This window comes from Domibacillus iocasae (assembly GCF_001750285.1).
GTDB classification, from domain to species: Bacteria; Bacillota; Bacilli; order Bacillales; family Domibacillaceae; genus Domibacillus; species Domibacillus iocasae.
The window spans coordinates 1-15,950 of sequence record NZ_MAMP01000009.1 but is presented as its reverse complement, the minus strand read 5'-3'; the positions used below and the strand labels follow the sequence as shown (position 1 = coordinate 15,950).

The window sequence follows — 15,950 nt, the reverse complement described above, 5'->3', positions numbered from 1 at the left end:
ACGGGTATGAACCGTACGCTCTAGCCAGCTGAGCTACACCGCCAAATTGTGTTTGTCTGTAACAGCACAAAATCTATAATAACGGCGGGTTGAAAAAAAGTCAACAATATTTTTAATAAATATTCGTTATAATTTTGTCGAACGATTTTTTTTCTGTTTTTCCTTCGTTTGACAAAGTTTGGGCAATTGATCTTTTATACTTCTCGGTATCGATAAAAAAGGAGTGGTATTGTGCAAAGAGCAGAGCTGGAAATGACGGGAGAAGGGGTTCTGGGCCAAGAGTGGGGAAAGGGATTTGCGGGGAAAACGGCCTTTATACTGCTCGATCGCGGATGGATTTTGGTGCCGGCCGGCTTTTTATTTGGACGAGCGTTGCTGCTTTCACAATTATCGCCATTTGCGCTTTCCTTTTTTGCCGCAGTATTTATGCTGAAAAAAGAAGTGGCGCCGAGAGTATTTTTAGCTGTATTAGCGGGAGCGCTTTCAATATCACCGATTCAGGCATCGAGTGCCTTCGCCTTATTGTTTTGTTTTCTTCTTATTCACAGGATATTTCGGACGCTTCATAAAGGAGAAACGGCGCCTATTCCTTTTTTCGTCTTTTTTACGACGCTCGCCGTGAAAAGTATTCTTTCCTATGTGTTAAATGGGTCGGAATTTATGCCTGCGTATGATTTAGTGCTCGCGGCGGTAGAAGCTTCACTTGCCTTCATTCTGACGCTTATCTTTATGCAGTGTATGCCGTTTTTATCCCTGTCTGGACGAATTCGGACGCTAAAAACGGAAGAATGGATCAGTTTATTGATTGTTTTCGCTTCCGCGGCAACAGGTATGGCTGGCTGGGTCATCGGTGGTCTGGAAGCAGATCATATTGCGGCAAGATATTTGGTTACGGCAATTTCTTTTTTATCTGGGGCGGCATTCGGATCCGCAGCTGGTGTTGTCAGCGGCCTTATTTTAAGCTTGGCCGGTGTCAATGATTTTCATGAAATGAGCATTCTGGCATTCGCTGGTTTGCTGGGAGGCTTATTTAAAGAATGGAAACGTGGCGGTGCGATCGCCGGCTTGATGACGGCAACAGTGCTGGCTGGTTTTTATGGAGAAGGAAGCCTGACAAATATGTCTACTTTATATGAATCAGCAGCAGCGGCCATTTTATTATGCTTAACGCCAAAAACATGGACAGACCATCTGTCGAAATTAATACCGGGTACGACAGAGCATTCAATTGAACAGCAGCGGTATTTGCGAAAAGTACGAGATGTAACAGCCAATCGAATGGAACAGTTTTCGGATTTGTTTGATGCGCTTTCCGGCAGTTTTTCACAGTCTGATGATCAACACGAGACAGCCGAACGGGAAGTGGATTTGTTTTTAAGCGGCATTACCGAAAAAACATGTCAGACATGCTTTAAGAAAGAACAGTGCTGGGCGTACCAATTTGATGAAACATACAAGCTGATGAAAAACATATTAGAAGATGCAGATGCAGGGACTGAATCGCTTTCTCCTCATTTAGCTAAAGAACTGGAACAGTACTGTTTCCGTCCTGCCCGTGTTGAAGCAGAAATTCGTTCGCAGCTGACATATTACCGGGCGAATAAGAAGCTGAAACAGCAAATGAAAGAAAGCCGGAAAATTGTCGCCGATCAGCTTGAAGGCGTCTCAAAAGTAATGAGAGATTTTGCAGGAGAGATGAAGCGCGAAGAAGAGACTCACATTTCGCAAGAAGAAAAAATTACAACAGCAATTGAATCCTTCGGCATGGAAATTACAGATATTAGTGTTTTTAGTGTTCAAAAGGGAGCGGTTGATATCGAAATGACGGTCCCTCAATCAAAAGGGCATGGAGAAAGTGAAAAAATCATTGCACCTATTCTTTCCGACCTTCTGAACGAGTACATCATTGTTGTTGATGAACAGCATGATGGTTCAGGCATCCGAACTGTTTTTCGTTCCGCTAAAGCGTTTCGGGTCGTGACAGGGCTTGCCCATGCAGCTAAAGGCGGGGGCCTCATATCTGGGGATTCTTTTTCGGCTATTGAAATTGGAACGGGGAAATTTGCTCTTGCGATCAGCGATGGAATGGGCAACGGGGGACGGGCGCATGATGAAAGCAGTGCCACCATCAGCTTGTTAAAACAAATATTACAGTCCGGCATCGAGGAAACAATGGCGGTTAAATCCATTAACTCTATCTTATCTTTACGTACGAACGATGAAGTGTTTTCTACACTGGATTTAGCGATTATCGACCTTCAAGACGCGCGCACTGTATTTTTGAAAGTCGGATCATCCCCAAGTTTTATTAAACGGGGCGATCAAGTGTTGAAAGTAGAAGCGGGCAATGTGCCAATCGGTATTTTGCAGCAGTTTGAAGTCGAAACGGTTCAAGAACAGTTAAAGTCAGGCGATTTGCTTATTACGATGAGTGATGGTGTTTTTGAAGGACCAGATTTCATTGAAAATGCGGATATGTGGATGAAGAGGAAAATTAAATCAATCGAAACGAATGATCCTCAAGACTTTGCTGATTTGTTGATGGATGAAGTGATCCGAACACAATCAAATGAAATAAAAGATGACATGACACTTTGCGTTGCGCGCATCGAACACAATGTACCGGAGTGGGCAGCGATCCCTGTGAATGATATTGAACCGACTGAAAAAACAAAAAAACGATCAACACGACGACGAGCTGTATAAAATCGCTCTTTTCAGTCGAATATGAAGAAAACGAATGAAAGGCGGGGGCGTTCATGAACATGGGTACGATTAAACAATTGCTTTTATTAACGGATGGCTGTTCGAATACAGGAGAGGACCCGGCAATGATGGCAGCTTTTGCCCGGCGGCGCGGCATCACAGTTAATGTCATTGGCATTGTTCAAGACAGCGGCAGTGATTCGGGGCTGGATGAAATTGAAGCAATTGCGAAAGCCGGCGGGGGCGAGAGCCGGATTGTGCAAGCCGCTTCTTTGTCGGAAACAGTTGTTAACGTCACAAGGCAGGCGATGACCGGTACGATTTATAGCATTATCAATGAAGAACTTCGAGGCATTTTGAATAAAGAAACGAATGTGGAATCATTGCCGCCGGCTGTGAGAAGCGAGATTGCCGAAAAAGTAGAAGATATTAGTGAGGAAGCCGCGCTTGAACTGCTTGTGCTTACTGACATGAGCGCCAGTATGAAAATGAAGCTGCCTGCCGTTAAAGAAGCGCTTTATGATTTGTCCATGACAATGCAGTCTCGGATCGGTCCTTCTTCTTTTTCATTGTGGACATTTCCGGGGAAATACAATGCGGCGGAAGAGCGGATTGGCTGGACGACTCATGCAAATAAACTGGCAGAATCATTCCCGCAGCTTGTATCCGGCGGTATTACACCAACAGGACCAGCCATTAGACAAGCACTTTCTTCATTTTTGGAAATGGATGAATACGATGAAAAATCGGTATGACGCAAGACCGGGTGATTTGATTAAAGGGAAGTGGACAGGACATGTATGGCAGGTAGAACGGGAAATTGGCCGCGGAGCGAACGGCATTGTTTATCTTGTAAAGGGAAAAGTCGGGCAGGCCGCGCTGAAATTTGCAGATTCCGCTTCGGTTGCATCTGAGACGAATGCATTGACAGCACTTGAGCGGGTCAGGGGAACATCTCCCGGCCCTTTTTTCATTGAAGCAGATGATGCAGAAAAAAAGGACGGCATTTATCCGTTCTACATTATGGAGTATATTAATGGGCCAATGCTTCATACATTTATAAAAGAGAAAAAGAAAGAATGGGCGATTATCCTTCTTATTTGGCTGCTTAACTTTTTTGAACCGCTTCATAAGTCCGGCAATGTCATGGGTGATTTAAAACCTGAAAATTTTATTGTAGCCAGCAGAGAACGAACGATAAGGGCAGTGGATGTAGGCGGGATTACAAAGTTTGGACGGGCCGTGAAAGAGTATACCACGCTGTACGACCGGGCGTCATGGCAGGCTGGGACGAGGAAAGCGGAGCCTTCTTATGATTTATTTGGTGCTGCGGTGCTTGTCGTCGCTCTTGTGCACAAAGAGCTTGTTCAAAAAGCGCTCGGTCGCCCAGTTGAACTGGAGGGTATTGTTCAATCATCAACTGCCCTGCAATTAATTACACCCGTTTTGATAAAAGCATTTAACAATGAGTATGATAGTGCCTTGGCAATGAAAAAAGAGCTTCTTCTTTGTTTTGCCAAAAAAAGCACAATGAAGCGAACCCGAAAGCGAAAAAGACCTTTCTCAAAAAAATGGATGGTTTTTGCGGGTGCTTTTGCCGCCATCCTTACCATGTTTTTGTTACACTAAAGAGAAAAAGCAGAGAGGCGGCGCAGGGGCGGTGCATTTTTTTGAAGAAAACGTAAAGCGGTTTATAGAAAAAAAAAGAATGATTGAACGGGGAGATCATGTGGCCGTTGCGGTCTCAGGAGGGGTAGATTCGATGGCACTTCTTTCTTTGCTGCACAAACAGCGAACGAGGCTCGGTATTTCTGTCAGTGCAATTCATGTAGATCATATGCTTCGAGGTGGCGAATCGTATGAAGATTTGCGTTTTGTTGAATCGTTTTGCAAGGAAAGAGGCATCTCTTTTTTCGGCAGTCAGGCAGATGCCCAAAGAGAAGCGGATCTTTCACGAAGCGGTATTCAGAAAGCGGCCCGGCATGTACGGTATGCTCTTTTTGAAAAAGGGATGGACGAGCTGGAAGCCAATAAGCTGGCTACGGCTCATCATGCGGATGACCAGGCAGAGACTGTTTTGATGCAGCTGACACGGGGCGGGCACACACAGTCAGGCATGCCGGCTGTTCGGCCGTTTGCCCGTGGAAAGCTTATCCGCCCATTCTTAACGGTCACAAAAGAAGATATTGCTGATTATGCAATCGGAAATTTGATCCCTTATCGGGAAGATCCAAGTAATCAAAAAGATACGTATACGAGAAATAGGTACCGCCATCAAGTTCTTTCATTTCTAAAGCAGGAAAACCCGAAAGCGGCTGCACACATTTATCGTTTTGCGGAAGAACGGCAGGAAGACGAACTTTTTTTGCAGGCAATGGCCGAAGAGAAAATGAAGAATATGACAATCTGGAAACAAGAATCGGTATTACTGCAAATTGAACCATTTCAGAAGGTGCCTTTACCTTTACAAAAAAGGGCGATTCATCTAATATTAAACTATCTTTATCATGGAAAAACAGCGTTTTCTTTTCTACATATTCAACACATTTTACAAATGCTTCAATCAACCGCCCCATCTGGGAAATTAAACCTTCCATCCCGTCTTTCTGTACGCAAAATAAACGAGCAGTGTGTCTTTGCCTACGAAACGGATGATGAGCCGGACCGCGACCAGCACCTTTTGTTTGTGGAAGATCGGCTGTCCTGGCAGGGCGCCGGCACATTTGCACTGACAAACAGCAGGGAATGTCCGGATGGAGCAGACTGTTTTCGCTTGAAGCCTGATATGCCTATTCCGATTTGTATCCGGATGCGGCAGAATGGAGATCGGATTCAGCTGAAAGGAATGAATGGCTCGAAAAAGCTTGCACGGCTTTTGATCGATGAAAAGGTTCCGCTTGCATACCGTGATCACATTCCGGTCGTAACGGATGCGAATGGCACGATTCTTTGGATACCGGGAATCCGCAAATCGATTCACGAAGGAGCCGGGCCGCTGCTGTTGATTTATGAAAAGGAATGAACCAACTTTGGGAGGAAAATCTATTGTTACGTAACGATATTGAAGAAGTATTGATTTCGGAAGAGGAAATACAGGCAAAGGTGAAAGAGCTTGGAGCTCAGTTAACAGAAGAGTACAAAGATCGTTTTCCTCTTTTCGTCTGTGTATTAAAAGGTGCAATGCCTTTTATGTCTGATTTGGTAAAACGTGTGGATACCCATCTTGAAATAGATTTTATGGACGTTTCGAGTTATGGAGCTTCAACTGTTTCTTCCGGCGAAGTGAAAATCATAAAAGATTTGAACACGTCAGTAGAGGGCCGCGATGTGCTGATCATTGAAGATATTATCGACAGTGGTTTAACATTAAGCTATCTGGCTGAGCTTTTCCATTACCGGAAAGCAAAATCTGTGAAAATTGTTACCCTTCTTGATAAGCCGACCGGCCGGAAAGCGAAAATTAAAGCAGATACGATCGGTTTTACTGTGCCGGATGCATTTGTTGTAGGATACGGTCTGGATTACGCAGAACGCTACCGTAATCTTCCATATATTGGGGTTTTGAAGCCAGCCATTTACACAGTGGCGGAAGAGGAATAAAACGATCAGAATGAATAGGCTAAAAGAAGGTTTAAATAGTTGTAACGCCAACTTTTTGTATGATAACATTGCATATAGTCAGTTTTTCTCGGGAGGAGGTAAGGGATGAACAGAATTTTTCGGTACACCATATTTTATTTACTAGTTTTTCTTGTCATTATTGGTGTTGTCAGCTATTTCAACAACAATAATGCACCAACGAATAATGTCACATACAATGAATTCCTGACATATCTTGAAGGGGATGACGTTGAAGAATTCACGATTCAGCCTGAACGCGGTGTTTATGAAATACGCGGTCAATTAAAAGGCGCAGAGGAAAGTGAAGTGTTTGTTGCTTACGTAACAGGCAACGACACGATGCTGAACCAAATTAATGAGGCGTCTCAAAACACAACGGCGGAAGTTCTTCCAGCCAAAGAAACAAGCGGGTGGGTTCAGTTTTTCACAACGATCATCCCATTCCTTATTATCTTTATTTTCTTCTTCTTCTTACTGAACCAGGCACAAGGCGGCGGCGGCGGCCGTGTGATGAACTTCGGTAAAAGTAAAGCGCGCCTTTACAATGATGAAAAGAAAAAAGTCCGGTTTAATGATGTAGCCGGAGCAGATGAAGAAAAGCAGGAACTTGTCGAGGTCGTCGAGTTTTTAAAAGATCCGCGTAAATTCTCGGAGCTTGGCGCTCGCATTCCAAAAGGGGTTCTGCTTGTAGGACCTCCGGGTACTGGTAAAACATTGCTTGCAAAAGCGGTTGCTGGCGAAGCGGGTGTGCCTTTCTTCTCGATCAGTGGTTCCGACTTCGTTGAAATGTTCGTCGGTGTCGGTGCATCCCGTGTACGGGACTTGTTCGAAAATGCAAAGAAGAACGCGCCTTGTATCATTTTTATCGATGAAATTGATGCAGTCGGACGCCAGCGTGGCGCCGGACTTGGCGGCGGCCATGATGAACGCGAGCAAACATTAAACCAATTGCTCGTTGAAATGGATGGCTTCAGCGCCAACGAAGGTATTATTATGATCGCAGCAACAAACCGCGCGGACATTTTGGATCCGGCACTGCTTCGTCCAGGCCGTTTTGACCGTCAAATTACGGTTGACCGTCCAGATGTAAAGGGCCGTGAAGCTGTCCTTCGCGTTCATGCCAGAAATAAACCGCTCCACGAATCTGTTGATTTAAAAGCAATCGCGCAGCGGACACCTGGATTTTCGGGTGCAGATTTAGAAAACTTATTGAACGAAGCCGCGCTCGTTGCTGCCCGGACTGATAAAAAGAAAATTGACATGGCAGACGTCGACGAAGCGACAGACCGTGTTATTGCCGGTCCAGCGAAAAAGAGCCGCGTCATTTCCAAGAAAGAACGGAAAATTGTCGCGTTCCACGAAGCGGGCCATACAGTCATCGGACTTGTTCTCGATGATGCGGATATCGTGCATAAAGTAACGATTGTGCCACGCGGACAAGCAGGTGGCTATGCGGTCATGCTTCCAAAAGAGGACCGTTACTTTATGACCAAGCCGGAACTCTTGGATAAAATCACCGGTCTCCTAGGCGGCCGTGTTGCGGAAGATATTATTTTTGGTGAAGTATCGACCGGTGCTCATAATGACTTCCAGCGTGCGACAGGCATTGCCCGCCGCATGGTAACTGAATTTGGAATGAGCGACAAGCTCGGACCGCTTCAGTTTGGGCAGTCTCAGGGTCAAGTATTTTTAGGCCGTGACTTTAACAGCGAACAAAATTATTCTGACCGGATTGCCTATGAAATTGATACGGAAATCCAGACGATCATTAAAGAGTGTTATGCAAGAGCAAAGCAAATCTTAACGGAGAACCGCGATAAGCTTGAACTCATCGCGAACACACTCCTCGAGATTGAAACACTTGATGCAGCACAAATTAAGCATTTATCGGATCACGGTACACTGCCTGAGCGTAACTATAGCGATACAGATGGTGAACCTGTGAAAGACAATGCGGAACAAACAGGAGAAACAGCGGAAACGGAAGGAACGCCAGCGACAGAAACGACAAACTTGCCGGCTGATGCTGCCGATGAACCTGAGGTACGCGACGATCTCCAAAACCCACCGAATAGCGGCGGGCCAAAAGCGTAATAAAGAAGGCGCCCGAAAAGAACTCTTTTCGGGCGTCTTTTCTCTTCTTTTTTGGGCGGGTATGTTATGATAAAACTCGAAAATTAGACGGACAGGTGTGGTGAAGGTGATTTTTGTACTGGATGTAGGGAATACCAATACTGTGCTCGGTGTATACGAAGGGGAAACGTTGAAACATCACTGGCGCATTGAAACGAACCGGAATAAAACCGAAGATGAATACGGCATGATGATCAAAAGCTTGTTTCAGCACGATGGCCTGCAATTCGAACAAATTGAAGGTGTCATTATTTCTTCTGTTGTTCCGCCAATTATGGCGGCACTGGAGCGCATGTGTAAAAAGTACTTTCACGTGAAGCCGCTTGTTGTCGGTCCGGGTGTGAAAACGGGGTTAAATATTAAATACGAAAATCCACGCGAGGTTGGAGCGGACCGTATTGTCAATGCGGTAGCGGGTATTCATGAATATGGTACGCCGTTGATCATCGTTGATTTCGGCACAGCTACAACCTACTGCTACATTGATGAAAGCAGCCATTACATGGGCGGACTGATCGCGCCGGGAATTGGGATTTCCACTGAAGCGCTTTACACTCGTGCTTCAAAGCTGCCGCGCATTGAAATTACACGGCCGGAAACTGTAGTAGGAAAAAATACCGTCTCAGCAATGCAGGCAGGGATTTTATATGGATATGTTGGACAGGTAGAAGGTATTGTCAGCCGGATTAAAAAAGAATCTAATACAGATGCTACAGTTATCGCTACAGGCGGACTGGCTGGCTTGATCGCCAAAGAATGCAGCATGATTGATATAGTAGATCCGGATTTAACATTAAAAGGTCTTCTGCTGATTTATAAACGAAACATATGAAAGGAAGAGGATTTTGAGCGATTATTTAGTGAAAGCATTGGCTTTTAATAACCAGGTGCGTGCATACGCAGTAGATACAACGGAAACAATCGGTGAAGCACAAAGAAGACACGCCTCATGGCCGACGGCATCCGCAGCACTGGGACGCACTATGACAGCAGGTGTCATGATGGGTGCCATGATGAAAGGCGATGAAAAAATCACCTTGAAAATCGAAGGCGGCGGCGAAGCAGGACCGATTCTTGCGGATAGCGACGCACATGGGAATGTGCGTGGTTATATAACACGTCCACAAACACACTTCGATTTAAACGAGCAAGGAAAACTGGACGTTCGCCGGGCTGTTGGGACAGATGGCATGCTCACAGTTGTGAAAGACCTGGGCCTCCGCGAAAATTTCAGCGGCCAGACACCGATCGTCTCAGGAGAGCTTGGTGAAGACTTTACGTATTATTTCGCCGTTTCCGAGCAAGTTCCATCCTCTGTTGGAGTAGGCGTGCTTGTGAATCCTGACAATACTATTTTAGCGGCTGGTGGATTTATTGTTCAGCTTATGCCAAATACGGATGACGCTACAATTACCATCCTGGAAGAACGCATTACCAAAATGGATCCGATCTCAAAACTCATTGAGCGCGGGCTGAAGCCGGAACAAATTTTAATTTATATTCTTGGTGAAGAAAACGTCAAGTTTTTAGAAACTATGCCGGTTCAGTTTAATTGCACGTGTTCTAAAGAGCGGTTTGGGAATGCGATCGTTAGCCTGGGCCGTCAGGAAATCCAGGAAATGATTGATGAAGATCATGGCGCGGAAGCCCATTGCCATTTCTGTAATGAAAAATACCACTTTTCTGAAGAAGAGCTTGAGCAATTAAAGCAAGAAGCATAAATATTTAAAAACCTGTCCATGTGGGCAGGTTTTTTTCATGCCTGTCTCGAAGTTAATCAAAGTAATTGACTTTTCAATCAAAAGCTGGTAAATTCTATATAACCAATGAAAATACTCGGCATTTAAAATGGAGGTAACAAATTAATGGTACGTGTAGCGAATTCAGTAGCCGATTTAGTCGGTCAAACACCAGTTGTAAAATTAAACAACGTTGTAAGTGAAAACAGTGCAGATGTTTATGTAAAGCTTGAATACATGAACCCTGGCAGCAGTGTAAAAGACCGGATCGCGCTTGCTATGATTGAAGCGGCAGAGAAAAAAGGCAATTTACAGCCGGGCGGTACATTAATTGAGCCAACAAGCGGCAACACAGGAATCGGCCTTGCGATGATTGCAGCTGCAAAAGGCTATAAAGCGATTCTTGTTATGCCTGAAACGATGAGCATGGAGCGCCGCAACCTGCTTCGCGCATACGGTGCGGAACTTGTTCTTACACCAGGACCAGAAGGAATGGGCGGCGCCATCCGCAAAGCGAAAGAATTAGCGGAAGCAAACGGCTATTTCCTCCCGCAGCAATTTGAAAATGAAGCAAACCCTGAAATTCACCGTTTAACAACGGGAAAAGAAATCGTGGAGCAGTTCGACGAGCTCGATGCATTCGTATCTGGTATTGGTACAGGCGGCACGATTACAGGAGCTGGACAAGTCATTAAAGAAAAATGGCCACATGCGCAAATTTTTGCAATCGAGCCAAAAGATTCACCGGTTCTTTCAGGCGGTAAACCAGGACCGCATAAAATTCAAGGGATTGGCGCTGGATTCGTTCCAGCCATTCTTGATACAAAAATTTATGACGAAGTCATTCAAATTGATAATGACACAGCATTCGAAACAGCTCGCCGCGTTGCGCGTGAAGAAGGCATCCTTGGCGGTATCTCATCAGGTGCTGCTATCGCCGCTGCAATTCAAGTGGCCGAAAAGCTTGGCAAAGGTAAAAAAGTGCTGGCGATTCTCCCTTCAAATGGTGAACGCTACTTGAGCACACCGCTTTACCAATTTGATTAATTCAGCCTAAAGCCAGACTGTATAAAGCAGTCTGGCTTTTTTTCGTGTTAAAATAAGAGAGGGAAAAGGAGTGCTGGTAAGAAATGAAAGCAGGAAATTACATACTTAACCTTCAAGATAAAACGCAAGTTATGGGCATTTTAAACGCGACGCCTGATTCTTTCTCAGACGGTGGACGATACGATGAGACCGAAGCGGCAGTCCGTCATGCCGTTCAAATGGTGCTTGATGGCGCACATATTATTGATATTGGTGGAGAATCGACGCGCCCTGGCTACACACCAATTTCAGCCCAGGAAGAAATAACCAGGACCGTTCCGGTTATTGAAGCAGTGGCTGCTGCTGTAGAAGTGCCGATTTCAATTGATACATTTAAAGCGCGGACAGCGGAAGCGGCGGTAGAAGCAGGGGCTTCGATTATTAATGATATTTGGGGCGCAAAAAAAGAGCCGGAGATCGCCGCTGTAGCTGCGGAAAAACAAGTGCCGATTATTTTAATGCACAACCGGGAAGAAATAAATTATACGAATTTTATGAGAGACTGTTTAAATGATTTATACGAAAGCATTACGATTGCTAAAAAGGAAGGCGTAGCGGATGACCAAATTATCGTAGATCCTGGTATTGGCTTTGCTAAAACAATGGAGCAAAATATCGAGATGATGCAAAATTTGGACCGGATCGTCGGGCTTGGGTATCCGGTTTTGCTCGGCACGTCACGAAAACGGATGATTGATTACGTGTTGAATGTGCCAGTTAATGAACGAATGGAAGGAACGGGAGCGACGTGCTGCTTTGGGGCGCAAAAAGGCTGCTGCATTATGCGCGTGCATGACGTGAAGCCAATTGCGAGAATGATGAAAATGATGGATGCATTAATAGGAAAGGAGCAAATGCGTGGATAAAATTTATGTAACTGGTATGGAGTTTTGGGGGTATCACGGTGTATTTCCGGAAGAAAATAAACTAGGACAACGGTTCAGGGCTGATGTTACATTAAACGTTTCGCTGAAGAAAGCGGGTAAAACAGATAACCTTGACTATTCGGTCAACTATGCGGACATTTATAATGCGTGCAAAATCGTCATGGAAGGAGAGCCAGTAAAACTTATTGAAACATTGGCGGAAAAAATATCCGCAAGTATTTTAGGGAGTTTCTTATCCGTTCAGTCCTGCACTGTTAAAATAATTAAACCGGATCCCCCAATTCCCGGGCATTATGATTTTGTCGCCATTGAAATTACGAGGGAACGCGGAGAATGAAAAACATCACCTATTTATCACTCGGCACGAATATTGGTGACCGGGAAGCGCAGTTAAAAGAAGCGGTCAGTCTCCTGAATGCTCAAAAAGAACTCCATGTTTCGGCGGTTTCCTCCATTTATGAAACAGATCCCGTTGGCTTCACCGATCAGCCGTCTTTTTTTAATATCGTGATAAAAGCAGAAACAACGCTTGAACCGCATGAATTGCTTTCCGTCTGCGTGAAAATTGAAAACGAGCTTGGTCGAAAGCGGGTCGTTCGCTGGGGGCCCCGCACAATAGACCTTGACATTTTACTGTATAATCACGACAATATTAAATCAGATAGTCTTATTATTCCTCACCCGCGGATGAATGAGCGTGCTTTTGTGCTTATCCCGCTGGCAGAAATAGATGCAGCGATTGAACTTCCTGATACAAGTTTGCCCCTGGAACAATATGTGCAAAATGTGCAAGGGAAAGAAGGCGTCAAGCTTTGGAAAACAGCGGACGCCTTTTATCGCTTGTGGAAACAGAAAGGTGATTATACATGTTAAATATCGGACCGGTTGAATTGAAAAACCGGGTAGTGCTTGCACCGATGGCTGGTATATGCAACTCCGCTTTCCGTCTCACAGTCAAAGAGTTTGGTGCTGGTATGGTGTGTGCCGAAATGATCAGTGACAAAGGGATTGTATCTCAAAATAAGAAAACAATGAATATGCTTTACATTGATGAGCGTGAAAATCCACTTAGCCTGCAAATTTTTGGCGGCGAAAGAGAATCACTCGTTCAAGCTGCAAGCTTCGTGGATAAAAATACGAATGCAGACATTATCGACATTAATATGGGCTGCCCGGTTCCGAAAATTACGAAATGTGACGCCGGAGCAAAATGGCTTCTTGACCCGAACAAAATTTACGAAATGGTATCTGCTGTTGTTGATGCGGTTGATAAGCCGGTTACGGTAAAAATGCGTATGGGCTGGGATGAAGACCACATTTATGCAGTTGAAAATGCCCGCGCTATTGAACGTGCAGGCGGCCAGGCGGTTGCTCTTCATGGGCGGACACGTGTGCAAATGTACGAAGGCCATGCAAATTGGGATATCATTAAAGAGGTAAAACAGGCGATCAGCATTCCGCTAATTGGAAATGGTGATGTTCAAACACCTCAGGACGCAAAAAGAATGCTCGATGAAACAGGCTGTGATGCAGTTATGATCGGACGCGCGGCGCTTGGTAACCCATGGATGATTTATCAAACGGTTCAATATCTTGAAACAGGTGAATTAATTGGAGAGCCGACACCACGTGAAAAAATCGATGTATGCCTCCTCCATTTGGATCGCCTAATTGATCTGAAAAATGAAAACGTCGCTGTGCGTGAAATGAGAAAGCACGCAGCGTGGTATTTAAAAGGAATCCGTGGCAATGGCAAAGTGCGTAAAGAAGTCAATAAATGCGAAACACGCGAAGAGCTTGCAACGCTATTAACAACATTTGTAAGTGAAGTAGAAGAAAAAGAAGCGTCCATCCAGGCGGTTTAATAGGAGTGAACGGAATGAGTGAAGAATTAAACGACCAGTTGTTGGTCAGAAGAGAAAAATTACGGGCACTGCAAGAAAAAGGCCTTGACCCATTTGGCGAACGGTTTGACCGTACCCATACAGCAGAGAGCATTTCTGCCCAATTCGATTCTTTTTCAAAAGAAGAGCTTGAAGAAAAAGAAGCGGAAGTGGTGATCGCTGGACGGATTATGACAAAACGCGGCAAGGGAAAAGCTGGATTTGCCCACGTGCAGGATTTAAGCGGACAAATCCAGATCTATGTACGCAAAGATGCTGTTGGGGAAGAACAGTATGAGTTATTTACAGCGACAGATCTAGGAGATATTGTCGGCGTTAAAGGGAAAGTCTTTAAAACAAATGTAGGAGAGTTGTCAGTAAAAGCAACTGAATACGTCTTTTTGACAAAATCTCTTCGCCCATTGCCTGACAAGCACCACGGGTTAAAAGATATTGAACAGCGCTATCGCCAGCGCTATTTAGATTTAATGACGAACCAGGAAAGCCAGAAAACGTTTATTGCGCGCAGCCGTATTATCCAGTCAATGCGCCGCTATCTAGATAACAATGGTTATCTAGAAGTAGAAACACCAATGATGCATTCGATTGCCGGCGGTGCTGCTGCCCGTCCATTTGTGACGCATCATAATGCGCTTGATATGGAATTGTACATGCGGATTGCCATTGAGCTGCATCTAAAACGTCTAATCGTCGGCGGAATGGAAAAAGTATACGAAATCGGCCGTGTATTCCGTAACGAAGGAGTATCAACACGCCATAACCCGGAATTTACTATGATTGAACTGTATGAAGCGTACGCAGATTATACGGATATTATGCGTCTGACTGAAAATGTTATTGCTCATGTAGCTCAAGACGTAATTGGGACAACAACGATTGAGTACGGCGAATATACAGTAGAGCTAAAACCTGAATGGCGCCGTCTTCATATGGTTGATGCTGTAAAAGAATATACTGGCGTTGATTTTTGGAAAGAAATGAGCGATGAAGAAGCTCGGGCGCTTGCGAAAGAGCATGGAATTGAATATAAAGAAACGATGCAATTTGGCCATATTATTAATGAATTCTTTGAACAAAAAGTAGAAGAAGAGCTTATTCAGCCTACGTTTATTTATGGACATCCGGTTGAGATTTCTCCTCTTGCCAAAAAGAATCCAACTGATCCGCGCTTTACAGATCGTTTTGAATTATTTATTGTTGGCCGTGAACATGCCAATGCATTTACTGAATTAAATGATCCGATTGATCAGCGTGAACGTTTTGAATCACAATTGAAAGAACGTGAGCAAGGAAACGATGAGGCGCATGAAATGGACGACGATTTTATCGAAGCCCTTGAATACGGTATGCCGCCAACCGGTGGACTTGGTATTGGTATCGATCGTCTCGTTATGCTTTTAACAAACGCTCCTTCGATTCGTGACGTACTATTATTTCCGCTTATGAGACATAAAGATTAATAAACAAACCTCCGGCGGAAACGCCGGGGGTTTTGTTTTTTGAAAAACTTTTAAAAAAAGCTTGCTTCCAATGAAACACGATGGTATATTTATATTCGTTGTCAGCAACATAGAACAACGAAATCAAAAAACATTTCAAAAAAGTGATTGACATTAACATGTGAGAAATGTTAAGATATTAAAGTCGCAAATGACGCATTGAACATTGAAAACTGAACAAAATCATAAAAACGTCAACGTTTTAAGCAAGAAACTTCTATTGTAAGATGCCCGTCATCTTATGTAGAAACAATTGAGTAAGTCAAACACTTTTTGGAGAGTATGATCCTGGCTCAGGACGAACGCTGGCGGCGTGCCTAATAAATGCAAGTCGAGCGGACTTGACGGAGCTTGCTCCGTTCAGGTCAGCGGCGG

General features: G+C 44.5%; 14 protein-coding genes and 1 rRNA gene. All 15 read left to right on the top strand.

Annotated elements, in window-relative coordinates; genetic code table 11:
* Window positions 1-252 precede the first annotated feature (252 nt).
* The gene (spoIIE, locus tag BA724_RS04415; RefSeq protein ID WP_069937467.1) at window positions 253-2,706 is read left to right on the top strand and encodes a stage II sporulation protein E; all 2,454 of its coding nucleotides are present in this window, start codon (window positions 253-255) and stop codon (window positions 2,704-2,706) included.
* Window positions 2,707-2,759: 53 nt separating this feature from the next.
* Window positions 2,760-3,461: a VWA domain-containing protein gene (locus tag BA724_RS04410; protein ID WP_069937465.1), complete on the top strand. Its 702-nt coding sequence runs from the start codon at window positions 2,760-2,762 to the stop codon at window positions 3,459-3,461.
* Complete coding sequence (locus BA724_RS04405; RefSeq protein ID WP_069937464.1) at window positions 3,445-4,335, top strand: protein kinase domain-containing protein; 891 nt, start codon at window positions 3,445-3,447, stop codon at window positions 4,333-4,335. The genes BA724_RS04410 and BA724_RS04405 overlap by 17 nt, the downstream gene beginning before the upstream one ends.
* Window positions 4,336-4,366: 31 nt before the next feature.
* Complete coding sequence (gene tilS, locus BA724_RS04400) at window positions 4,367-5,728, top strand: tRNA lysidine(34) synthetase TilS (protein WP_083256054.1); 1,362 nt, start codon at window positions 4,367-4,369, stop codon at window positions 5,726-5,728.
* 23 nt (window positions 5,729-5,751) lie between these two features.
* On the top strand, window positions 5,752-6,306 hold the full coding sequence (gene hpt, locus BA724_RS04395; protein ID WP_141719870.1) for a hypoxanthine phosphoribosyltransferase: 555 nt from the start codon (window positions 5,752-5,754) through the stop codon (window positions 6,304-6,306).
* A 105-nt stretch (window positions 6,307-6,411) separates the two neighbouring features.
* A complete protein-coding gene (gene ftsH, locus BA724_RS04390; RefSeq protein WP_069937462.1) occupies window positions 6,412-8,421 on the top strand; it encodes an ATP-dependent zinc metalloprotease FtsH in 2,010 nt (669 codons plus the stop codon).
* 106 nt (window positions 8,422-8,527) lie between these two features.
* Window positions 8,528-9,292 carry a type III pantothenate kinase gene (locus BA724_RS04385; RefSeq protein ID WP_069937461.1) on the top strand — a complete coding sequence of 255 codons (765 nt, stop codon included), beginning with the start codon at window positions 8,528-8,530 and terminating at the stop codon, window positions 9,290-9,292.
* Between the two features lie 13 nt (window positions 9,293-9,305).
* Window positions 9,306-10,181: an Hsp33 family molecular chaperone HslO gene (gene hslO / locus BA724_RS04380; RefSeq protein ID WP_069937460.1), complete on the top strand. Its 876-nt coding sequence runs from the start codon at window positions 9,306-9,308 to the stop codon at window positions 10,179-10,181.
* A gap of 144 nt (window positions 10,182-10,325) precedes the next feature.
* Window positions 10,326-11,246, top strand: coding sequence for a cysteine synthase A (cysK, locus tag BA724_RS04375; RefSeq protein ID WP_069937459.1), 921 nt, complete (start codon window positions 10,326-10,328; stop codon window positions 11,244-11,246).
* 83 nt (window positions 11,247-11,329) lie between these two features.
* Window positions 11,330-12,151, top strand: coding sequence for a dihydropteroate synthase (folP, locus tag BA724_RS04370; protein WP_069937458.1), 822 nt, complete (start codon window positions 11,330-11,332; stop codon window positions 12,149-12,151).
* Window positions 12,144-12,509: a dihydroneopterin aldolase gene (gene folB, locus BA724_RS04365; protein ID WP_069937457.1), complete on the top strand. Its 366-nt coding sequence runs from the start codon at window positions 12,144-12,146 to the stop codon at window positions 12,507-12,509. Before folP ends, folB begins: the two co-directional genes overlap by 8 nt.
* Window positions 12,506-13,045, top strand: coding sequence for a 2-amino-4-hydroxy-6-hydroxymethyldihydropteridine diphosphokinase (gene folK / locus BA724_RS04360; RefSeq protein WP_069937456.1), 540 nt, complete (start codon window positions 12,506-12,508; stop codon window positions 13,043-13,045). The genes folB and folK overlap by 4 nt, the downstream gene beginning before the upstream one ends.
* The gene (dusB, locus tag BA724_RS04355; protein ID WP_069937455.1) at window positions 13,039-14,037 is read left to right on the top strand and encodes a tRNA dihydrouridine synthase DusB; all 999 of its coding nucleotides are present in this window, start codon (window positions 13,039-13,041) and stop codon (window positions 14,035-14,037) included. The genes folK and dusB overlap by 7 nt, the downstream gene beginning before the upstream one ends.
* Before the next feature lie 14 nt (window positions 14,038-14,051).
* Window positions 14,052-15,536, top strand: a complete 1,485-nt coding sequence (lysS, locus tag BA724_RS04350) for a lysine--tRNA ligase (RefSeq protein WP_069937454.1) — start codon at window positions 14,052-14,054, stop codon at window positions 15,534-15,536.
* Window positions 15,537-15,845: 309 nt separating this feature from the next.
* Window positions 15,846-15,950: ribosomal RNA gene (locus BA724_RS04345) — 16S ribosomal RNA — on the top strand; the annotation flags it as partial.

What these genes read in the sequence shown, in the direction of transcription:
- spoIIE (WP_069937467.1), top strand. Translation starts at nt 253, where the DNA reads ATGACGGGAGAAGGGGTTCTGGGCCAAGAGTGGGGAAAGGGATTTGCG.
- BA724_RS04410 (WP_069937465.1), top strand. Translation starts at nt 2,760, where the DNA reads ATGAACATGGGTACGATTAAACAATTGCTTTTATTAACGGATGGCTGT.
- BA724_RS04405 (WP_069937464.1), top strand. Translation starts at nt 3,445, where the DNA reads ATGAAAAATCGGTATGACGCAAGACCGGGTGATTTGATTAAAGGGAAG.
- ftsH (WP_069937462.1), top strand. Translation starts at nt 6,412, where the DNA reads ATGAACAGAATTTTTCGGTACACCATATTTTATTTACTAGTTTTTCTT.
- cysK (WP_069937459.1), top strand. Translation starts at nt 10,326, where the DNA reads ATGGTACGTGTAGCGAATTCAGTAGCCGATTTAGTCGGTCAAACACCA.
- folP (WP_069937458.1), top strand. Translation starts at nt 11,330, where the DNA reads ATGAAAGCAGGAAATTACATACTTAACCTTCAAGATAAAACGCAAGTT.
- folK (WP_069937456.1), top strand. Translation starts at nt 12,506, where the DNA reads ATGAAAAACATCACCTATTTATCACTCGGCACGAATATTGGTGACCGG.
- dusB (WP_069937455.1), top strand. Translation starts at nt 13,039, where the DNA reads ATGTTAAATATCGGACCGGTTGAATTGAAAAACCGGGTAGTGCTTGCA.
- lysS (WP_069937454.1), top strand. Translation starts at nt 14,052, where the DNA reads ATGAGTGAAGAATTAAACGACCAGTTGTTGGTCAGAAGAGAAAAATTA.